This window comes from Cohnella thermotolerans DSM 17683 (assembly GCF_000429825.1).
GTDB classification, from domain to species: Bacteria; Bacillota; Bacilli; order Paenibacillales; family Paenibacillaceae; genus Cohnella; species Cohnella thermotolerans.
The window spans coordinates 29,702-49,675 of record NZ_KE386961.1 but is presented as its reverse complement, the minus strand read 5'-3'; the positions used below and the strand labels follow the sequence as shown (position 1 = coordinate 49,675).

Genomic DNA, 19,974 nt, shown 5'->3' with positions numbered 1-19,974 from the left:
TCGAACGCCTGCCGCGTCCGGACGTTTTTTTTTGTTTGCGATCCTCCTTCTCTGGGCACATTATCTGGGAACCAAGCTATCGGGGAGGTAAGGATCGTGAACCCAAAAATCGTCGATAAACTGAACATTCACCTGGCCGACTGGAATGTCCTCTATACGAAGCTGCACCATTATCACTGGTACGTGACCGGCCCCCACTTTCTTGCGCTGCACGCCAAATTCGAGGAACTGTACGAATTCGCGGCGACTTCGCTCGACGAAGTGGCGGAGCGCATTCTGGCGCTCGGCGGCAGGCCGATCTCTTCGCTCAGGCAGTATCTCGGCCAGACGCTGCTGACGGAAGCGGGCAAGGAATCGACGGATACCGAGATGCTCGAAGCGGTCATCAGCGACTTCCGGAAGCTGGCGGACAGCCTGAAAGAGACCGCGAATCTCGCGGACGAATCCGGAGATAAGGTTACGTCGGATTTCCTGGGCGGCCACACCGAGGAACTGCAGAAGCAGATCTGGATGCTGACGGCGACCGCCCAAGGGCTGCCCGTCAAAGCGTAAGCCTGGCCCGGAGCCGGCTATAAGCCGCAAAAGCGCCATCCGCCCGGTCTCGAGCGGGTGGCGCTTTGTTCGTGCCGTACGAGGCGAGCGGAAGTTTGGGCTAGTGAAGCTGGCGGTCCGCAGATGCCGTTATTGGCTTGAAGCGCCCCCTTTTTCGAAGAAAATTCGGGGGATGTCGGAGCAAAGCTTGCCGTCGAATCGTGCAAACGCTTTAATCATGGACGCCTTGGGGGGCTTTTGTTATAATTGTGGGGGAAATTTCCCAGCACATGCAGTCTCTTCATTCCCGACTGCCGGAGGCGATGGTGTGGAGAAATACGCGAATCAGTACGTCATTGTTACCGTGTTTCTGCTTTTGGGCATCGCGTTTCCGATCGTCGTGCTGTGGCTCGGCAAGCTGTTGCGTCCGAGCAGGCCGACCCCGGAGAAAGAGACTACCTACGAGAGCGGCAACGATCCGGTGGGAGACAGCCAGATCCGTTTTAACGTCAGGTATTATTTGTACGCGTTAATGTTCGTCATTTTCGATGCGGAGACCGTGTTCCTCTATCCCTGGGCCGTTGCGTACAAGCAACTCGGCCTTTTTGCGCTTGCGGAGATGGCCCTGTTCGTCGGGTTGCTGTTGATCGGCCTCATATACGCCTGGAGGAAGAAGGTGCTGCAATGGAATTCGATTTGACGAAGATTTCCCCGGAAGACGTGCAGGAACTGGAGCGCAACGTCTTCATCGGCAGTATCGAATCGTTGAAAGGCTGGGTGCGCAGCAACTCGCTGTGGCCGCTTACGTTCGGGCTGGCGTGCTGCGCCATCGAGATGATGGCGGCGGGGGCGCCGCATTACGACCTCGACCGCTTCGGCGTCATGTTCCGCACCTCTCCCCGCCAGGCGGACGTGATGATCGTCTCGGGCACCGTGACGAAGAAGATGGGGCCGCTGCTCCGCAGGCTGTACGACCAGATGCCGGAGCCGAAGTGGGTCATCGCAATGGGCTCTTGCGCGACGGCCGGAGGCCCTTATGTCAAGTCCTATTCCGTTATCAAAGGCGTGGATCAGATCGTCCCTGTCGACGTGTATATTCCGGGCTGCCCGCCGAATCCGGCGGCGCTCATTTACGGCATTAACAAGCTGCAGGAGAAAATCCGCTACGAGGCCAGAACCGGGAAGCGGGTGACGAATGCATGAGCGAGGAGGAGAAGCCGAAGTCGCCGGCGGAAGCGAACGGGCCGGAAGGGGCTGCCGAAGCTTCGGAACGTTCCGCAGAGTCTGCCGTCGAAGCGCTTTCAACCGAGGCGGCGCCCGCAAGCGGGCCTGCGGCCGCTCCCGAGGCGGCGCCGGAAGCTCCCGTCCGCCGCAAGGAGACGGACGAGGAGAAGGCCGCCCGGCGCAAAGCGGCGCTGGAGGCGCGCGAGGCGGCCAAGGCCGCGGCCGCGCAAGCCGCCGCCAAGCCCGCGCCGGCGGCCGGCGGCGACGCTCCCGCGGCGGACGCGCCGCCGCCCCCGCCGCCGTCGCCGAATCAGCCGCGGCTCGACCGCGCCGTGCAGCTGCTGCGCGAGCGGGTGGCGGAGGACGCCGTGCTTGAGGCGTCCATCAACGAGCCGAACGGCCATCTGCCGACGATCGTCGTCAAGCCGGAACGCTGGTACGCCTGCGCCCAGTTGTTTCGCACCCATCCGGAGCTGGGCATCAATTATTTGCGCAACGTAGCGGGCGTCGACCACGAGACGCATATGGAGGTTGTCTACCATCTGCTCAGCATGGACAGCGGCCACGTCTATGCGGTGAAGGTCCGCACCGACCGCGAGCGGCCGTCCGTCCCGTCGGTGACGCCGATCTGGCCGACCGCGAACTGGAACGAGCGGGAAATTTACGACCTGCTCGGCATCGATTTTCCCGGCCATCCCGATCTTCGCCGCATCATGATGCCCGACGACTGGGTCGGCCATCCGCTGCGCAAAGATTACGCGCCGCTCGATCCGGAGGTGTGACTAGGGCATGATTCGTACCGAAGAACTGCTGCTGAACGTCGGCCCCCAGCATCCGAGCACCCACGGGGTGTTCCGCATCATCGTCAAGCTCGACGGGGAGATCATTACCGAGGCCACGCCGGTGATGGGCTATTTGCACCGGGGCACCGAGAAGCTGGCCGAGAATTTGAATTATACGCAGATCATCCCTTACACCGACCGGATGGACTACGTGTCCGCCATGACCAACAATTACGTGCTCGTCCACGCCGTCGAGAAGATGATGGGGCTGGAAGTGCCGGAGCGGGCCGAATTTCTAAGGCTCATCGTCATGGAGCTGCAGCGGGTCGCCAGCCATCTCGTCTGGTGGGGAACTTACCTGCTCGACATCGGGGCGCTGAGCCCGTTCCTGTACGCGTTCAACGACCGGGAGCGGATCTTGCAGCTGTTCAACGAGCTGTGCGGTGCCCGCCTCACCTATAACTACATGCGCGTCGGCGGCGTCAAATGGGACGCTCCCGAAGGCTGGATCGACAAGGTCAAGGACTTCGTCCGGTCGATGTACGGCAGGCTGGAGGAATACGACGATCTCGTCAGCGGCAACGAAATTTTCCTGTCGCGGATCAAGGGCATCGGCGCTTACGACGCCGAGACGGCCATCGCTTACGGACTGTCCGGAGCGAACCTTCGATCGACCGGGGTGAAGTGGGATTTGCGCAAAAACGAGCCCTACAGCCTGTACGACCGCTTCGAGTTCGACGTCCCGGTGGGCCAAAACGGCGACTGCTACGACCGCTACCTCGTCCGCATGGCGGAAATCCGCCAGAGCCTGCGCATTCTGGAGCAGGCCTTGGAGCAGTTCCCGGAGGGCGGGGAGACGATGGGCAAAGTTCCCCGCGTCATCCGGCCGCCGGCCGGCGAGATCTACGTGCGGATCGAATCGCCGCGCGGCGAGATCGGCTGCTATATCGTCTCCAAAGGCAAAGCCGAGCCGTACCGGCTCAAGTTCCGCAGGCCTTCGTTCGTGAACCTGCAAATTCTGCCCAAGCTGCTCGTCGGCGAGAGCATGACGAATCTGGTGACGATTCTCGGCGGCATCGATATCGTGCTCGGGGAGGTGGACTGCTGATGCAGCGTTACTGGGACTCTCCCGTATCGTGGGGGCACGCGGGCATTTTCCTGCTCGGAGCGCTTGCGGTGCTCGCTGTCGTCATTCTGTTCGTCACCTACGCCATTTACTTCGAGCGCAAGGTGATCGGGTGGATGCAGTTCCGCCAGGGCCCGAACCGCACCGGGCCGCTCGGGCTGCTGCAGACGGTGGCGGACGTCGCCAAGCTGCTGCTCAAGGAGGATACGATTCCGGCCAAAGCCGACAAAGCGCTGTTCATTCTCGCCCCCGCGCTGGCGTTCATGCCTTCTTTTCTCGTGCTGGCGATCATTCCTTACGGACTTCACCTGCAGTTCGCCGACCTGAACGTCGGCTTCCTGTATTACATCGCCCTCTCCGGCATCACGACCATCGCCATCGTCATCGCGGGCTGGGCGTCCAACAACAAGTACGCCTTGCTCGGCGGAATGCGCTCCGCGGCCCAGATGATCAGCTACGAGGTGCCGCTCGTCATGTCCGTCGTCGGCGTCGCGATGATGGCGGGCAGCCTTAACCTGCGGGACATCGTCCTTCACCAGGCCGGCTACTTCTGGCATTGGAACTTCATTCCGCAAATCGTCGGCTTCGCCGTCTTCGTCGTCGCCGCGGTGTCGGAGCTGAACCGGACGCCGTTCGACCTTCCCGAAGCGGAGTCGGAGCTCGTCGCGGGCTACCATGTCGAGTACAGCGGCTTCCGTTTCGCTTTCTTCATGCTGTCGGAGTACATCTACGTGTACGCGATCGCCTGTCTGGGGACGATTCTGTTCCTCGGGGGATGGAATCCTCCTTTTCCGCAGCTCGATTTCATTCCCGGGCTCATCTGGTTCGCGCTCAAGTTCGCTTGCATCGTGTTCTTCCTGTTTTGGATCCGCGCCACGCTGCCGAGGCTTCGCGTCGACCAGCTCATGGGGCTCGCCTGGAAGGTGCTGCTTCCGCTGGCGATCGCGAATATTTTCCTGACGGCGCTCGGGATCGAATGGTTCGGTAAAGGAGGCTGACGAGGATGAAAGGAACGGGCATGCTTAAAGGGCTCGGCGTCACGCTGAAAACGATGGGAAGCAAGAAGGTGACGCTCAAGTACCCGGACGTCCCGATCGAAATGCCGGACCGGTTCCGCGGCATCCAGTATTTCGAGCCGGACAAATGCATCGTTTGCAACCAGTGCGCGCGCATATGTCCGACGGAATGCATCACGCTGACGGGCAAGCCCAATCCGGATCCGGAGAAAAAGGGCAAAGTCATCGATACGTTCGATATCAACTTCGAAATTTGCATCCTGTGCGATCTCTGCACGGAGGTGTGCCCGACCGAAGCGATCGTCATGACGAACAACTTCGAGCTGGCCGCCTACAGCCGCGACGATCTGTTCAAGGACCGCGACTGGCTGTACGGCAACAACACGAACGTCCGCCAGGACAACAACAACATCGGGGCTCCCCAGAGAGGAGGCGCGAAATAAGCCGTGCTCAACTTTAACATCGACTTTACCGGGGAATTTTTCGCCTTCTTCCTGCTCGCCGTTTGCGCGATCGTCGGAGCGGTGCTGGCCGTCAATTTCACCAAAGTCGTGCATATGGCGCTATCCCTGGCGTTCACCTTCGTCTCGCTGGCGGGGCTGTACGTCGTCCTGCAAGCCGAATTCGTCGCCTTCGTGCAAGTGCTGCTGTACGTCGGGGCGGTGACGATTCTGATGATCTTCGGCATCATGATGACGAAGCATCAGAGCGAAGGGCAGGAGCGGGGACGACCGCTGCTCGAGACGCTGGCGGCGATCGGATGCCTGTGCCTGTTCGGCATTCTGTTCTACGCGATCCGCAGCGCCGGGTTCGCCAAGCCGGACGTTCCGCTTCCGGACAACAATACGCTGAGCATCGGCAAGCTTCTTTATTCCACGTACGCGATTCCGTTCGAGCTGGTGTCGGTGCTCCTGACGGTGGCCTTCATCGGAGCGGTTGCGCTCGCCAAGAGGGAGGAAGATCAACCGTGAGCATGCTGGCTTCCTACCTGACGCTGGCCGCCGTGCTGTTCTGCATCGGGCTGTACGGCGTGCTGACCAAGCGCAACGCCATCATCGTTCTGCTCTCCATCGAATTGATGCTGAACGCGGCGAACCTGAACCTGGTCGCGTTCTCCAAATACGGCGTCGTCCCGTCGCTGACGGGGCAGGTGTTCTCGCTGTTCGCCATGACGCTCGCCGCTGCGGAAGCCGCCGTCGGCGTTGCGGTGCTGATTGCGCTGTATCGCAGGCGGGCGACGGTGAATGTGGACGAATTCGACGAATTGAGGAGGTGACGCCATGGCAACCGTCTTCTCGCAATACGCCTGGCTTGTGCCCGCGTTCCCGCTCGCGGCGTTCGCCATTCTGACGGCGTTCGGGCGCGGCTGGAGCCGGGCGGGAGCGTGGATCGCGACGCTCGCTTCGCTGGCTTCCTTCGCGCTGTCGCTGATCATCGCCATCGAGCGGATCGTGAGCAACGCCGAGGATTACGTAGGCGGCTTCGATTGGCTCCGGGCCGGCGCCGTGAACCTGACCGCGGGCTACGAGGTGACGAATCTGACCGCGCTCATGCTGGTCGTCGTCACCTTGGTCGCTTTTCTGGTCAACCTGTACTCCCTGGGCTATATGGGCGAAGACGAGCGCATGACGGTGTTTTTCTCCTACGTGGCCTTGTTCACCAGCTCCATGCTGGGGCTCGTGCTAGCCGACAACCTGATGATCCTGTACGTCTGCTGGGAGCTGGTCGGCGTCTGCTCGTTCCTGCTCATCGGCTTCTGGTACCGCAAGCCGGAGGCGAGGGCGGCGGCCAAAAAGGCGTTCATCGTCACCCGCGTCGGAGATTTGGGCCTGCTGATCGCCATCCTGCTGTTGTTCTGGTATATGCCCGATCACGCGCTCGACTTCGCGAGCTTGCACAACGTGTTCCACACCCAGAGCGGTATTATTTCGACTTCGATTACGACGCTGATCGCGCTCCTCATCTTCGTCGGCGCGGTCGGCAAATCCGGGCAATTCCCGCTGCACGTCTGGCTGCCCGACGCGATGGAAGGGCCGACGCCGATCAGCGCGCTCATTCACGCCGCGACGATGGTGGCCGCCGGCGTCTTCCTGGTCGTGCGGACGTTCGACATTTTCCAGGCTTCACAAGCCGCGTTGGACACGGTCGCGATCGTCGGCGCGTTCACCGCCCTGTTCGCCGCGACGATCGGCCTCGCGCAGAACGACATCAAGCGGGTGCTCGCCTATTCGACGGTCAGCCAGCTCGGCTACATGATGCTCGCGCTCGGCGTCGGCTCCACGACCGCCGCGATGTTCCACCTGTTCACGCACGCGTTCTTCAAGGCGCTGCTGTTCCTCGGCGCAGGCAGCGTCATCCATGCGATACATACGCAAGATATCCGCGAAATGGGCGGGCTCGGCAGCCGGATGAAAGCGACGGCCTGGACGTTCGGCATCGGCGTGCTCGCGCTAAGCGGCATTCCGCCGTTGTCCGGCTTCTGGTCCAAGGACGCCATTCTGTCCGCGGCGCTGGAGAAGAGCCCTTGGCTGTTCGCCGTCGGCGTCTTGACCGCCTTCTTCACGGCGCTGTATATGGCGAGGCTGTTCTTCCTCGTCTTCACGGGCAAAGCCCGGGGCGACGCCGCGACGTACGCCCGCGCGAAGGATGCGCCGTGGACGATGACGATTCCGCTGATCGTGCTGGCGGCGCTGGCCGTCGTCTCCGGGTTCGTGCAGACGCCGATGAGCGGTTGGCTGGGCTCCTGGCTGTGGAGCGGGGAGGCGAAAGAGCACGCCGAAGGGGTGGCGATCGTCGCTTCCGTGGCGGCGTCTCTGCTGGGCATTTACCTCGGCTGGCTCATCTATGCCAAAGGGACGATCCGCCGCGACGCCGTATCGTCCAGGCTGCCTTGGCTGGTCAAGCTGCTGGAACGTAAATATTACATCGACGAGCTTTACGAGCTTTTGTTCGTCCGGTCGCTGCGGGGCTTGGGCAAGGCGCTCGCCGTGTTCGACGACGTCGTCGTGGACGGCGCAGTCAAGCTGGCCGGCGGCGCGGTCGCCGGACTGGGCCGGCTCAACACGCGGCTGCAGAACGGCCAAGTCCAGACGTACGGGCTCGTCGCGGTCATCGCGACGGTCGTTCTCGTGCTGGCGATCGCCGGAAGGAGGTTCTGGTGATGCTGGAGAACCTGCCGGTCTTGTCCCTGATTATCTGGATTCCGCTGCTCGGTTCGCTCGTCGTTCTGTTTCTTCCCGGCTACAACGCCAGAGCGGTGCGGGGAGCCGCTATCTTTTTTGCCGTGGTGCCCTTGCTGCTCGCCCTTTGGCTCTACGCTTCGTACGAACCGATCGTCGGCGGGCAAGCCTTCGCGGAGCAGGGAACGTGGCTGTCGGTGCCGCTCAACGCGGAGGCCTTCGGTCTCCATGCGAACGTCGCGTCTTACCGGCTTGCCTTCGACTACCGGCTGGGCGTCGACGGCATCTCCCTGCCGCTCGTTCTGCTGACGGGCGTCGTCGCGGCCATGGCTTCGCTGGCATCGGTGCACATCCGCAAAAGGTGGAAAACGTACTTTACGCTCTTCCTTCTGCTGCAGACGGGCATGTACGGCGTGTTTCTGGCCCGGGACGTCACGCTGTTTTTCATCTTTTTCGAGCTGACGCTCGTGCCGATGTTCTTCCTGATCGGCATCTGGGGCTACTTCGGACGGGAAAAGGCCGCCAACCGCTTTCTCGTTTACAACGGGCTCGGCTCGGCGGTCATGCTGCTGGCGTTCCTCATTCTGATCGCGACGCTCGGCTTCTCCTCGGCGGAGACGTCCGGCGGAACGGAGCTGATCTTCAGCGGCAGCTACGACACGATGCTGGCCAATTTGAAGGATCCGAACGCCGCGGCCCATCAGAACAGCGCGATGTTCCTGTCGGAGAATCTGAAGTGGGCGGCGTTCGTTCTGCTGCTGGTCGCGTTCGGCATCAAGCTGCCGATGTTCCCGTTCCATACGTGGATGCTGAAGGTGCACACGGAAGCCCCGCCGGCCGTGGTCATGATCCACTCCGGCATTTTGCTCAAGATGGGCGCTTACGGTCTCATCCGCTTCGCCGCCTTTCTGCTGCCCGTGCAATTGCACGCCTCGTCGACGGTGCTCGCCATTATCGGCGTCGTCAATATTTTGTACGGAGCGGTACTTGCCTGCGTTCAGAAAGAATTCAAGCTCGTGCTCGCCTACTCCAGCGTCAGCCAAATGGGCATCGTGCTGCTGGGCATCGCGTCGCTGAACGAGACGGGCTTCGAGGGCGCGATCTATCAAGCCGTCTCGCACGGCCTCATCTCCGCGCTGCTGTTCCTTCTCGTCGGCAGCTTGCACGAGCGAACGGGCACGACGCGCATCGACGAGTTGGGCGGGCTGGCGCAGACGGTGCCGTTCCTGTCGGGCATTCTGCTGACGGCGGGGCTCGCGTCGCTCGGATTGCCGGGTCTGTCCGGTTTCGTCGGCGAATTTCTGTCCTTCCTCGGCTTGTTCAGCTCGATGAAGGCGTTAACGGCGGTCGGCGTCATCGGCGTGCTGCTCGCGGCCGTCTACGTGCTGCGAAGCGTACTCGCCATCACGAACGGCCCGCTGCCTGAGCGCTTCGCCGGCCTGAAGGACGCACGGTTCGTCGAGGCGCTGCCGATGGTCGTTCTGACGGCGCTCATCGTGCTGCTGGGCATTTATCCGTCCTTGCTGACCGATCTGATGCAGCACGGGTTCGACGGATTGCTCAAGGAACTTCAGACGAGGGTGGGGGGCTGAACATGGAAGCTTTGCAGACTTTGGCGTGGAGCGACGCCTGGTATCTCGCCCCGGAGCTCGCCCTGGCCGCCGCCACGCTTCTGCTCGCCGTCGTCGACCTGCTCTTGCCCGGCCGCGTAAACCGGGACGTTATCGGCTGGGGGGCGCTTGCCGGATTGCTCGTCGCCGGCGTCTTCGTCGGCTGGCATCTTCACGATTTGCAGGCGGCCGCCGACGCGGGGGAGCAGCCGGTCCGGAACGTGCTCGGCGGCAGCTATCGCGTCGACGACTTCGGCAATTTGCTGAAGCTCGTCTTCCTCGGGGCGTCGGCGCTGATCTTGCTGGCTTCGCTCGGAACGGTTAGGAGAGAGGACGTCCCGATCAAGGGCGAATTCTACTATCTGTTTCTGCCCGCCGTCATCGGCGCGATGGTGATGGCTTCCTCCGGCGACATGATCACGCTGTTCATCGGGATGGAACTGCTCGGCATTACCTCTTACGTGCTCGTCGGGGTCCGGAAAAGGAGCGGCCAGTCGGGCGAAGCGGCGTTTAAGTACGTGGTGACGGGCGGTACGGCTTCGGCGTTCGTGCTGTACGGCATGTCGTTCCTGTACGGAGTGACCGGCACGACGAACCTGACGCTAATCTCTCAGGCGCTGGGCACGGCGCTGACCGAGTACCGGGCGCTCGTATACGTCGCCTTCTTCCTGATGATCGTCGGCTTCGCCCTGAAACTCGCGCTGGCGCCGTTCCACGCCTGGGCGCCGGACGTTTACCAGGGGGCGCCGACGCCGGTTACCGCCTTTCTGGCCGTCGTCGCCAAGGGCGCGGCGTTTGCGATGGTGTACCGCATTTTTCTGAACACTGCCTTCTTCGCCTACGCGGACAACACGGAGGTGCGGGAGGACTTGTTCCTCGCGCTCGCCGTCCTCGCCGCTGCCGCCATGATTGTCGGCGTCGCGGGGGCGATGAAGCAGCAGAACGCCAAGCGGCTGCTCGCGCTCTCCGGCGTGGCGAACGCGGGCATCCTGCTCGTTCCGCTGACGCTGGACGTAACCAATCTGCATTCGTCGATGTTTTCCGAGTTTATTTATTACTTGCTGGCGTACCTCTTCATGAATGTCGGCGCGTTCGCGGTGCTGACCGTCGTCTCCCGCTCGTCCGGGCATGAAGAGCTGTCGGCGTTCGCGGGTCTGTACCACCGCGCTCCATGGACGGCGGGCGCGATGACCGTGCTGCTCTGCTCGCTCGCCGGACTGCCGGTGACGGGGGGCTTCTTCGGGAAGCTCTTCATTTTGTTCGGCACGGTGCAGACGCGAAGCTATTGGCTGGCGGCGATTTTGCTCGTCACGACGGTCGTATCCTATTACGTCTATTTCTCGTTCATCCGGCAGATGTACATGCGCAGCGGCGAAACCGAGCCCCCGGCAACCGTGCCGGTTCCGTCCGGCATCGTCATCTGGCTGTGCGCCGCGGCCTCCGTCGCGCTGGGCATTCTGCCCAAGCCGATTCTGGATTGGATTAACGATATTTTCTCGCTATCGGCGGATTTCTTAACAAGATAGGATGGCAAAGGCCGAGCGATCGGCACCCGTACAGACCTCCGAATCTACCGGGCAGGTAGGCAGGAGGTCTGTCGGCTTTTTAAGGCCGTCTCAGGAGAGGTGCTGCGGGCGGCTTCGACAATCGATACGGAATTGCGACAAAAGTCCCTTTTTTTCGGAACGAGACAGGAAAAGGGAGTCGAAACTCGAATCTTTTCTAAGAGAGAAAAAATCTTTTTATCCCGGACATGGAGTCAGATTCGAACGCCCGGGGTACATAAGATATACTGCACTACAACGGCGTGGGAGAATTAGAGGTTGGGATCGGCCATGGGAACCAGAATTAGACCGAGCGTTCTTGCATTCGCGGCGTGCTTCTTGGTCTTGGTGCAAGGGATCGCGGCAGCGGCATCCGCAGGCGGGGGCGCCGGCGAGGTTGGCAACTCCCGCGAAGTGCGGGCGCAGGGCGAGGCGACATCCGCGGCTCCGCCTTCCAAGCAGCCGTCCTTCCTGGCGGCCATCGGCGTTCCCGCCGCATGGCGGCTGCTCGCCGGCGATGTCGCCGGGACGATTGCGGTCGTCGATACCGGAGTCGACTTGAAAAGCGCGGCGTTGAAGCCGTATTTGACGAGCGGGATCAATCTGCTCGACGGAAGCAAGCCGCCGCAGGACGACAACGGACACGGAACCGCCGTCGCGGGCATTCTTGCGGAGATCGCGGGAGCTGCCTCCTCATCGTCTTCGGGCGCTTCCTGGAAGATGAAGATCATGCCCGTCAAGGCGCTTGATCGCAACGGCGAAGGCGAAGAGGCGGATCTTGCCCGGGGTATCCGCTATGCCGTCGAGCACGGAGCGGATATCGTCGTGCTCTCGCTCGGGCTTCGGCGAGACTCGCCGGAGATGAGGCAAGTGGTGGAGCTGGCCGAGAGCAAGGGCGTCCTCCTCGTCGCGGCCGTCGGCAACAATGCCGCCGAGTTCGGGACGAAGGCGGCGGTGCAGTATCCGGCGGCGTATCCGACCGTGCTGGCGGTAGCCGGTTCGGAAGGGACGAAGGCGGAGAGCCGCTCGACGTCCGGGACGGAAGTGGACGTGTCGGCCCCGTGGCAGGTGGAGACGCTCAAGCTGGGCGGCGGCACGACGTCGATGGAAGGCACGTCGATGAGCGCACCGCAGGCGGCGGGCGTCGCGGCGATGCTGAGAGCGCGCAGGCCCGAGGCGACGCCCGCGCAGCTGCGGGATCTGCTGCGGCGCACGGCGCAGGACATCGCCGCCAAAGGCTGGGACCGGAACACGGGCTACGGGTTGATCCGGGCGGATCGGGCCGTGCAAGCCGCGGGAGACGCCGACTGGCGCGAGCCGAACGACAGCCTTGCCTCGGCATCGGTTTTCCCGTTAGGCTCCGAGATCGTTGCGTCGTGGTCTTCGCCGGAGGATGTCGACGGGTACACGGTCGACATCCCCTATGACGGAGAATGGACGGCCGCCTGGCAAATTTACGATCCGGCTTACTCGGCGTCCAAATCGCCCAAGCCGAATCTCCGGCTGTACCCGGCGAATTCGTCCAAGCCGATCGATCCTTCGGTCCAAACCGGTTCCTCCCTGGGCTGGAAGGTAACGAAAGGGAAGTACTATCTGCGAACGAGCAAGGGAGCGTGGGGCGGTAACGGAGCCTCCGGTTATCGGCTCGTGTCGAGCTTCGCGATGGGGCCCGATCCGATGGAGCCGAATCCGAACGCGCTTGCGGCTTACACGCTGGCTCCGCGGAGCCAGACGTGGACCGGCACCTTCGACAGCCAAGGGGACGAGGATTGGGTTGTCGTCACGCTCCCGAAGCAGGGCAAGCTGCGGATACGCGTGGAGACGGACACGACCCGGATCGATCCCGCCATTCTCGTGCAGCATGCGGGAGAGTCTGCGGAGGAGACGGACAACAACGGCGACGGGAAAAGCGAAGAAATCGTGATCCCGAACGCTTCCGCCGGCAAATACTATATAAGGGTGCGCAACGCTGTATCCTCTTACCCGGATCCGGTTGTTGGGACGTATAAGGCTCAATTGGAATATATTACGGCATACGAAGATCAGCAGGAGCCGAACGACGGACCGCTCTCCGCGACTCCCTTGACGCTGACGCCAAGCGCGGCGCGGCAAGGGGCGATCGATACGAGCGAAGACAAGGATTGGTACCGCTTCTCGATGGACGAGAGCCACCGGATTCGTGTCCGGCTCGGCAACTTGCCCGATGGGACGAAAGCGACGGTGAGACTCTTCGACAAGCGGCTTGCCGCGTTGCAATCGTGGAGCAACGCGGCCGATCGCTCCTTCGTCGACGGCTCGCTGGAGCTGGAGCCCGGAACGTACTATTTGTCGATTGAAGCGGACCGAGCGTTTAACGGGTCTTATTACGAGCTGACCGTGCGGAGCGAGCCGCCGGGACCGTTCTTTACGGACATCGACGGCCATTGGGCCGAGAGGCAAATCCGGGCCGTGGCGCAAGCCGGCTGGATGGTCGGGTATGCGGGGAACGAGTTCGGACCCGAGCGGTATGTAACACGCGCGGAAGCGACGGTCATCGCGGTGCGGGCTTTCCGGCCGAAGGCCGAACCGGCCCGCATGCGGTTCACGGATGTGGCCGAAGGCTATTGGGCCTATTCCGCGATCCGGCAAGCGGACGCCGCGAAGTGGCTGGGCGGCATCGCCGGCCCCAAGTTCGAGCCGGGCCGTTCGATCACGCGAGGCGAAGCGGTTATTCTGTTCGCCAGAGGGGCCGGGTTGTCCATGTCCAAAACGCCGAAGCGCCTGTTCTCCGATGTGCCGTCCGGCGACCCTGTGGCCGGGGCGCTGGAAGCATTGGCGGGCAAAGGCTGGATATCCGGTTACGCCGACGGAACGTTTCGGCCGGCCAAGCCGCTGACCCGGGCGGAATGGGCGGCCATGCTGGCCCAGTTGTTGCAAGGAGATGAGAAAGCCAAATGAGCAGCATTTATTATTCGGCGGGCTGGAACGCTTTATTTTCGATGTTCGTGACGCTTGGTTTGATTGTGGTGGTCTGGGTTTTGTTGAGAGAGATTCGGTGGGACAAAATTTTCCTCCACCCGCTCAGCCCGGGAGCCCGGCTGCTGCAGCTGCTTCTGGCTATCGTCATTGGCCATCAACTGGCCAGATTCGTGCTCGACTATTGGAACTGGACCGCTTCGTTAAAATGGTTGTTCGGCTCCGAGTGACCAAAAATCAACGCATAACCGCAAGCCTGAAAGATAACAATGGGTAATATGGCGTAGAAGCGTTCGCAGGGCGTGCAGCCGCTGGGAAACCGTACATTTTTGTCAAAACTTGCCGCTTGTGCCAAGTGCATCGGCGGTGATATGATGAAATTTGGGTTTTCTGGGGGGCGGCTACCGCCTGTTGCTTCGGAATGATTATATACCCGCGGAGGGAACCACCCATGAGCAAAATCATCGTCCGCGGCGGCCGTCCCTTGTATGGGACAGTCCGCGTACACGGCGCCAAAAATTCAGTCCTGCCTATCCTTGCCGCATCCATTTTGGCGGAACAAGGAACCTGCGTCATTCATGACGTACCCGCCCTGGACGATGTGACAAACATTATACAGGTGCTCGCGGCTTTGGGGGTTCACGCGAAGCAGAGCGAAGGCAGTGTGCATTTGAACGCGAGCCGGTTGACTTCGTACGATGCCCCGTATGATTTGGTACGGAAAATGAGGGCTTCATTCCTCGTGATGGGTCCATTGCTTGCCCGTCTGGGCCAAGTTCGGATTTCGCTGCCCGGGGGATGCGCCATCGGCACGCGTCCGATCGATCAGCACCTCAAAGGCTTCGAAGCGATGGGAGCGGAGATCGGGTTCGGCCAAGGCTCCATCGAAGCGCGCGTGAACGGCAAGTTGCACGGCGCCAAAATTTATTTGGATATCCCTAGCGTAGGCGCCACAGAGAACATTATGATGGCAGCCGCTACAGCCGTCGGTACGACAACGATCGAGAATGCGGCCAAGGAGCCGGAGATCGTCGATCTGGCGAACTTCCTTAACGCCATGGGAGCGAAAGTTCGCGGTGCGGGAACCGGCGTGATTCGCATCGAAGGCGTCGAACGTCTATCGGGTGTGGAGCATGCGGTCATTCCGGACCGTGTTGAGGCCGGTACTTACATGGTTGCCGCCGCAATCTCAGGGGGCAACGTCTATATCGAAGGCGCGATTCGGGACCATCTGGGCCCGATCATCGCGAAGATGGAAGAGATGGGCGTCACCATCGAGTGCGACGAGAACGGCGTGCGCGTTATTTCCAACGGGCCGCTGCGTTCGGTCGACGTCAAGACGCTTCCGTATCCGGGCTTCCCGACCGATATGCAGGCCCAGATGATGACGCTCCTTCTTCGCGCGGAAGGAACGAGTATCGTGACCGAGACGGTATTTGAGAACCGCTTCATGCATGTCGACGAGCTCATCAAGATGGGGGCGGAGATTAAAGTGGACGGCCGCACGGCTATCGTGAAGGGCGGAGCGAAGCTGGTCGGCGCCCAGGTGTGCGCAACCGATTTGCGTGCGGGAGCGGCTCTCATTTGCGCCGCGCTGGCGGCGGAAGGCGCCACCGAAGTGACCGGCGTCCATCACATCGACCGGGGCTATGTGGATATCGTCGGCAAGCTCGCCGCGTTGGGAGCGGACGTCTACCGTGCGCCTTCGCCCGAAGACGTGCTGGCAGAAGCCGAACAGGCATCTCGGCGCCCGGCCAAAGTTCTCGAGGCCGTCCAGGAGCGGGCAACGGCGGATGTCGCAATGCTGCGCGTGCAGCCTACGCTGGCCTAACCGGCCATTTCGAATTCCATCGTCCTTATACTTAATCGCTTCTACAGCTTCCGTCGCTGCGAGGTCCGTCCTTGGACGCCTCGCCGAGGCGGAAGTTTTTTTGCTTAAATGGTTTGTTTTCCCAATTTACACTGCGCGTTAATACCCCTATTCTCCTTTATTGTGGGCTCATCCCCGCTGCTCAGTTGTGCTTTTTTAATATTGAAGACTCCCAGGAGCAGTCGTCTCCTAAACTTCCGGGCGTAATCCACAGATAGCACGAATTCAACCCTATCTTAAGGTCTCGCCTTCCGAGTCTACTTAAATTCCGTGTGGCCGTCATAAACTTCAAGTGAAGGTCATTTCGAACGAAGAACACGTTAAAAGAAGCCGACTCTCAACCGTTCAAGCGGCTTTGCGGGTAAGCTTGGGGTAGGTAATGACGGGGCGCGCGACGCACTGCCGCAGCAAATCCCGCACGATCGACTCTTCGCGGGAAGTGAAGTTGAAGCGGTAGCCGTACTCGTCCAAGTAAGCCTGCAAATGCTTGGGACCAATTCCACAGTAAATCTCGTTCATAAAACGCGACGCTTCATAGCAGAAAGCGTTCAAAGGCCGATAACGAGCGGAGTTGTAGATGCCGGGAGCGACCTTAAGGTCGGCTTCCGATGCGACGCATTGCTGAAGGAAGCACCGCATGCCGTATCTCGTCGTCACTCCCACGAACAAATGCTCCGCCGGCACTTGATGAAGCTTTACACGGAGCAGCTTGCCCTCCTCCGAGATGGAGGCGGCGGCAATCAAGGTCTGGTACTTCACATTTCGCCTGTAAACGGAGTAAAGAGAGGTCGGCCCATGACGGTCTTCATTGACCCGCACATGACCGGTGAGCGGAAGCTCGGATGTGGTCAGACGGATGGCGTGGCGAATCTTGTGGGCGATCAGCCAGGCGGTCTTGTACGTCACTCGAATCTCCTTGGATAACTGGCGGGCCGTTACGCCTCTGGTCAGCCAATAGATCGCCAGAAACCATTTGCGAAGGGGCGTTTTGCTTTTCTCCATCGCGGTTCCTACGGTTAACGACGTCTGGTGACGGCATTTCAGGCATTCATAGAGGGGAAGCCGCCGGGTACGCGTCACGGAAGCCTCCCGATGGCGACACAACGGGCAGACATAGCCTTCCGGCCATTTGATCTCGTACAGCTTGCGGGCGCAGGCTTCTTCGGTAGCAAACCGCCGGCTAAAGGCTCCAATAGACAACTTCCAATCCATCGAGACTCCCCCTCAAACCGAATGTATGTTCCTATATTTGGATTATAGCAAACAAATGTTCGCATTTCAAGAAGCAGTGCTCAACAAGTGAGAGGGAAAGGAACGCCCTATCTGAGGCAAAGGGAGCCTCAAAAAGAGTAGAAAGGGACAAATTTTAGGAAGGGACAAGCCTAGAAACGGAAGGTTAAAAAGGCTCCCCCTAAGCGAGCAAATAGACAAACCATGCATGGGCTGAGGTACGGGGATAAGCGTCCAAAAGAGTTGAGAGGCATATGTTTGAAGGTCGAAAGTCTAGGATGATTCTTGTAATGTGGCAAATGTAAAAGGGACGCGTCGGCTGAGGTATGGGGATAAGCCGCCAAATGTGTGAAATACCCATATAACGGGGGAGGGGGCGCCCAAGACGCTCAAGTTCCGCTAAGGCGATGCTCCCCGGGACAGGCTCGGGTTCTATCCTTTCGCACGGCGTCATAGATTGTAAGACTAGAGAGGCTCGATGATCCGGAGGTGGACGATGAACAGACGAAAAGGACTTCGCGCGGCCCTGATCCGAAGAATGGATTGGGCAGGCTTTGTCGGGGGGGCGCTGGTCGCGGCGGCGGTGTGGCTGATTGTTCATGGGAGCCATGAACCGTCGGTTAGTCCGGATCCCTGGAACGGGACCGGGACGGAGTGGACGGCGGGGGCCGAAGCGAACGGAGCGCCGGGGAACGATCGGGAGGCCGGCCAGGAGAAGAGCGGCGGAGAGAAGGCGAAGGCCGAACAGAAGGCGGGCGGGAAAAAGGGCCAAGGAGAGAGCCGGGAATCGTTCCCATCGGCGGATAAACCCGTTCAAGCGCAGTCGTCGATCCCGCTGACGGACAGGCTGCTCGTGAGAGTCTATTTATCGGCCGAAAAACGGATCGAGACGGTGCCGCTAGAGACGTACGTGCGCGGAGTGGTCGCGGCGGAAATGCCGCTTAGCTTCGAGCCGGCCGCGTTGGAAGCTCAGGCGTTGGCGGCCCGGACTTATATCGTCCGCAGGCTCCTATACAGGGACAAGACGGGCGTGCCCGTTCCGGCGGCGGATGTGACGGATACGCAGACGCATCAGGTTTACCGGTCGCTGGCGGACATGGACAGCCTCAAAAAGTCCGACGAGGCAGCCTGGGACAAGGCGGATGCGGCGGCCAGGAAAACGAAAGGCAAAATTCTGACCTATAAAGGCGAGCCGATCGAAGCGCTCTATTTCGCCTCGAGCAACGGCTATACCGAAAACTCGGAGGACGTCTTCCCCTTTTCGCTTCCGTACTTGCGCTCGGTGGCCAGTCCTTGGGACAGGGAGGAAACCGACGCTTGGTCGGAGACGAAGGAATTTTCGCTGCAGCAATTCTATAAAGCGCTCGGAATCAAGAACAGCGCGGTTTTGGCGCGCAACGGCGCCTCCGACGATGTGCACATCGCGGACCGAACGAAGGGCTTGCGGGTGAAAACGCTCCAGGTCGGCGGGCAAACGCTGTCCGGCACGGAGGCGAGGGACAAGCTGGAGCTGCGGTCGGCCGCGTTCGACCTGACGGCGACGAGCCGGAACGTCGTCATTACGACGTACGGCAACGGTCACGGCGTAGGCATGAGCCAATGGGGCGCGGAGGGCATGGCGAAGCAGGGCAAAACCGCCGAGCAAATCGTCAAACACTATTATCTCGGAATTCAGGTGGAGGAAGCTTCAAAGCTGGCAGGACGCCTTGCCCTATAAAAATGGCAATCTTCTAAAAGCGGGACGTATAAAACTCTATCACCTGGTAACACTTGCTTACTGAGGTGATAAAAAATGAGTGATCAAAACAAAACCACTCGCAAGATTGAAGAAGCCCCCAAACCGGGAGCCGCATCGTCGCAGGTCAAGCCGTCAGGGATGAAGAGGTTTTTCTCGAAACGCTGGGTCTTCCCGGCAGTTTACATGGCCGCCGCAGCAATCATCGTAACGATTCTCTGGCTGAATGCGGGCGGCGGCACGAAGGAACCCGATAACGCGGTTCCGGGATCGGCAGGCGTCGCAAGCGAAGGAGCCGCTGCGGGAACGAACAGTTCGGACGCGGTCGAAGCGAACGCCGGCGGAGAATCGCTTCGTTGGCCGTTCGAAAACGACAAGGACGTCACCCAAACGTTGTCCTTCTACGATTCGAACGCTTCGACCGAGCAGAAGCAGGCGGCGATGATCGAGTACAACAACAGCTTCATTCCGCACACCGCTGTTGACTTCGCCGGCAAGGACGACAAGCCTTTCGAAGTGCTTGCCGCGATGAGCGGTAAAGTAACGGTGGCGGAGCAAACGCCGCTTAACGGCTACGAAGTCGAAATCGAGCATCCCAACGGGTACGTCACCGTCTACCAAAGCCTTGAAAATCTGAAGGTGAAGGTGGGCGACGAAGTCAAGCAAGGCGATGTCATCGCGATGGCCGGACGCAGCGAAATGGAGCAAAACGAAGGCGTTCATCTCCACTTTGAAGTCCGCAACAACGGCGAATCGGTAGATCCGCACACGCTGATTAAAGAGCAATAAGAGGGATACGGCACGCAAGGCCAAGGGCCGGCGTCCGGAGAGCTTGCTTCTCCGGCGCCGGCCTTTTGTCTATTTCTAAAATGGACGGAAGCCGAGCGCGGGACGACCAGCGGCTCCGTAACGGCTATAATTCAAAGAGCCTTCAATCGCCGAGGTTGAAGGCTCTTTGCATGCGTTCTTGGTCGGCTATGTGATAATGCAAAAGGCGTCCAATCCAATGTTCAAACCTGTTGAGGAAGCCGTGGGAAAATAGGGGGTATAATAGGGTATAAATTTAGCCTCATGTCGCACAATAGCGATAGTCAGACTACCGAGGAGGAAACAGTTATGCATGACGCTTCCATACTTGCGATTCAACCGTCTTATTCGGCTGACATCCGGGA

18 protein-coding genes are annotated in these 19,974 nt (G+C 60.6%); 17 read left to right on the top strand and 1 reads right to left on the bottom strand.

The genetic code is table 11. The features are described from left to right. Window positions 1–96: 96 nt before the first annotated feature. The 15 genes from G485_RS0121985 (at window position 97) to murA (ending at window position 15,798) form a co-directional block, all read left to right on the top strand. The gene (locus G485_RS0121985) at window positions 97–552 is read left to right on the top strand and encodes a Dps family protein (protein WP_027094305.1); all 456 of its coding nucleotides are present in this window, start codon (window positions 97–99) and stop codon (window positions 550–552) included. 307 nt (window positions 553–859) lie between these two features. Then, window positions 860–1,231: an NADH-quinone oxidoreductase subunit A gene (locus G485_RS0121980; RefSeq protein WP_027094304.1), complete on the top strand. Its 372-nt coding sequence runs from the start codon at window positions 860–862 to the stop codon at window positions 1,229–1,231. Further along, window positions 1,216–1,734 (top strand): NuoB/complex I 20 kDa subunit family protein, encoded by a 519-nt coding sequence (locus G485_RS0121975; RefSeq protein ID WP_027094303.1) that lies wholly within the window; start codon window positions 1,216–1,218, stop codon window positions 1,732–1,734. The genes G485_RS0121980 and G485_RS0121975 overlap by 16 nt, the downstream gene beginning before the upstream one ends. Then, the gene (locus G485_RS0121970) at window positions 1,731–2,537 is read left to right on the top strand and encodes an NADH-quinone oxidoreductase subunit C (protein ID WP_027094302.1); all 807 of its coding nucleotides are present in this window, start codon (window positions 1,731–1,733) and stop codon (window positions 2,535–2,537) included. The genes G485_RS0121975 and G485_RS0121970 overlap by 4 nt, the downstream gene beginning before the upstream one ends. Window positions 2,538–2,544: 7 nt before the next feature. Next, window positions 2,545–3,645 (top strand): NADH-quinone oxidoreductase subunit D, encoded by a 1,101-nt coding sequence (locus tag G485_RS0121965; protein ID WP_027094301.1) that lies wholly within the window; start codon window positions 2,545–2,547, stop codon window positions 3,643–3,645. Further along, window positions 3,645–4,661, top strand: coding sequence for an NADH-quinone oxidoreductase subunit NuoH (gene nuoH, locus G485_RS0121960; protein WP_027094300.1), 1,017 nt, complete (start codon window positions 3,645–3,647; stop codon window positions 4,659–4,661). Before G485_RS0121965 ends, nuoH begins: the two co-directional genes overlap by 1 nt. Before the next feature lie 5 nt (window positions 4,662–4,666). Continuing rightward, window positions 4,667–5,122 carry an NADH-quinone oxidoreductase subunit NuoI gene (gene nuoI / locus G485_RS0121955; protein ID WP_027094299.1) on the top strand — a complete coding sequence of 152 codons (456 nt, stop codon included), beginning with the start codon at window positions 4,667–4,669 and terminating at the stop codon, window positions 5,120–5,122. Between the two features lie 3 nt (window positions 5,123–5,125). Next, the gene (locus G485_RS0121950; protein WP_027094298.1) at window positions 5,126–5,650 is read left to right on the top strand and encodes an NADH-quinone oxidoreductase subunit J; all 525 of its coding nucleotides are present in this window, start codon (window positions 5,126–5,128) and stop codon (window positions 5,648–5,650) included. Window positions 5,651–5,652: 2 nt separating this feature from the next. Further along, window positions 5,653–5,955 (top strand): NADH-quinone oxidoreductase subunit NuoK, encoded by a 303-nt coding sequence (nuoK, locus tag G485_RS0121945; protein WP_027094297.1) that lies wholly within the window; start codon window positions 5,653–5,655, stop codon window positions 5,953–5,955. Between the two features lie 4 nt (window positions 5,956–5,959). Further along, the gene (nuoL, locus tag G485_RS0121940; protein WP_027094296.1) at window positions 5,960–7,840 is read left to right on the top strand and encodes an NADH-quinone oxidoreductase subunit L; all 1,881 of its coding nucleotides are present in this window, start codon (window positions 5,960–5,962) and stop codon (window positions 7,838–7,840) included. Next, the gene (locus G485_RS0121935; protein WP_035157701.1) at window positions 7,840–9,450 is read left to right on the top strand and encodes a complex I subunit 4 family protein; all 1,611 of its coding nucleotides are present in this window, start codon (window positions 7,840–7,842) and stop codon (window positions 9,448–9,450) included. The genes nuoL and G485_RS0121935 overlap by 1 nt, the downstream gene beginning before the upstream one ends. Before the next feature lie 2 nt (window positions 9,451–9,452). After that, entirely contained in the window at window positions 9,453–10,994 is a 1,542-nt protein-coding gene (locus tag G485_RS0121930; RefSeq protein ID WP_027094294.1) for an NADH-quinone oxidoreductase subunit N, read from the top strand. Between the two features lie 366 nt (window positions 10,995–11,360). Further along, complete coding sequence (locus G485_RS27770; protein ID WP_240489245.1) at window positions 11,361–13,949, top strand: S8 family serine peptidase; 2,589 nt, start codon at window positions 11,361–11,363, stop codon at window positions 13,947–13,949. Continuing rightward, complete coding sequence (locus G485_RS0121920; protein WP_027094293.1) at window positions 13,946–14,197, top strand: DUF1146 domain-containing protein; 252 nt, start codon at window positions 13,946–13,948, stop codon at window positions 14,195–14,197. Before G485_RS27770 ends, G485_RS0121920 begins: the two co-directional genes overlap by 4 nt. 221 nt (window positions 14,198–14,418) lie before the next feature. Continuing rightward, a complete protein-coding gene (gene murA, locus G485_RS0121915) occupies window positions 14,419–15,798 on the top strand; it encodes a UDP-N-acetylglucosamine 1-carboxyvinyltransferase (RefSeq protein WP_027094292.1) in 1,380 nt (459 codons plus the stop codon). A 384-nt stretch (window positions 15,799–16,182) separates the two neighbouring features. Here the strand turns inward: murA and G485_RS27765 are convergent, their stop codons facing one another. Next, window positions 16,183–17,049, bottom strand: coding sequence for a transposase (locus G485_RS27765; RefSeq protein ID WP_051318482.1), 867 nt, complete (start codon window positions 17,047–17,049; stop codon window positions 16,183–16,185). Window positions 17,050–17,563: 514 nt separating this feature from the next. On the opposite strand from G485_RS27765, the gene spoIID reads away from it, so the two are divergent. Both spoIID and G485_RS0121900 read left to right on the top strand, forming a co-directional pair. Beyond that, on the top strand, window positions 17,564–18,784 hold the full coding sequence (gene spoIID, locus G485_RS27760; protein ID WP_051318481.1) for a stage II sporulation protein D: 1,221 nt from the start codon (window positions 17,564–17,566) through the stop codon (window positions 18,782–18,784). Between the two features lie 204 nt (window positions 18,785–18,988). Then, the gene (locus G485_RS0121900; RefSeq protein ID WP_240489243.1) at window positions 18,989–19,591 is read left to right on the top strand and encodes a M23 family metallopeptidase; all 603 of its coding nucleotides are present in this window, start codon (window positions 18,989–18,991) and stop codon (window positions 19,589–19,591) included. Window positions 19,592–19,974 lie beyond the last annotated feature (383 nt).

Coding starts and splice junctions, on each gene's coding strand:
- G485_RS0121975 (WP_027094303.1), top strand. CDS start 1,216: ATGGAATTCGATTTGACGAAGATTTCCCCGGAAGACGTGCAGGAACTG.
- nuoK (WP_027094297.1), top strand. CDS start 5,653: ATGCTGGCTTCCTACCTGACGCTGGCCGCCGTGCTGTTCTGCATCGGG.
- G485_RS0121900 (WP_240489243.1), top strand. CDS start 18,989: ATGGCCGCCGCAGCAATCATCGTAACGATTCTCTGGCTGAATGCGGGC.
- spoIID (WP_051318481.1), top strand. CDS start 17,564: ATGAACAGACGAAAAGGACTTCGCGCGGCCCTGATCCGAAGAATGGAT.
- G485_RS0121965 (WP_027094301.1), top strand. CDS start 2,545: ATGATTCGTACCGAAGAACTGCTGCTGAACGTCGGCCCCCAGCATCCG.
- nuoI (WP_027094299.1), top strand. CDS start 4,667: ATGAAAGGAACGGGCATGCTTAAAGGGCTCGGCGTCACGCTGAAAACG.
- G485_RS0121920 (WP_027094293.1), top strand. CDS start 13,946: ATGAGCAGCATTTATTATTCGGCGGGCTGGAACGCTTTATTTTCGATG.
- G485_RS27765 (WP_051318482.1), bottom strand. CDS start 17,049: ATGGATTGGAAGTTGTCTATTGGAGCCTTTAGCCGGCGGTTTGCTACC.
- nuoL (WP_027094296.1), top strand. CDS start 5,960: ATGGCAACCGTCTTCTCGCAATACGCCTGGCTTGTGCCCGCGTTCCCG.
- nuoH (WP_027094300.1), top strand. CDS start 3,645: ATGCAGCGTTACTGGGACTCTCCCGTATCGTGGGGGCACGCGGGCATT.
- G485_RS0121970 (WP_027094302.1), top strand. CDS start 1,731: ATGAGCGAGGAGGAGAAGCCGAAGTCGCCGGCGGAAGCGAACGGGCCG.
- murA (WP_027094292.1), top strand. CDS start 14,419: ATGAGCAAAATCATCGTCCGCGGCGGCCGTCCCTTGTATGGGACAGTC.
- G485_RS0121930 (WP_027094294.1), top strand. CDS start 9,453: ATGGAAGCTTTGCAGACTTTGGCGTGGAGCGACGCCTGGTATCTCGCC.
- G485_RS0121935 (WP_035157701.1), top strand. CDS start 7,840: ATGCTGGAGAACCTGCCGGTCTTGTCCCTGATTATCTGGATTCCGCTG.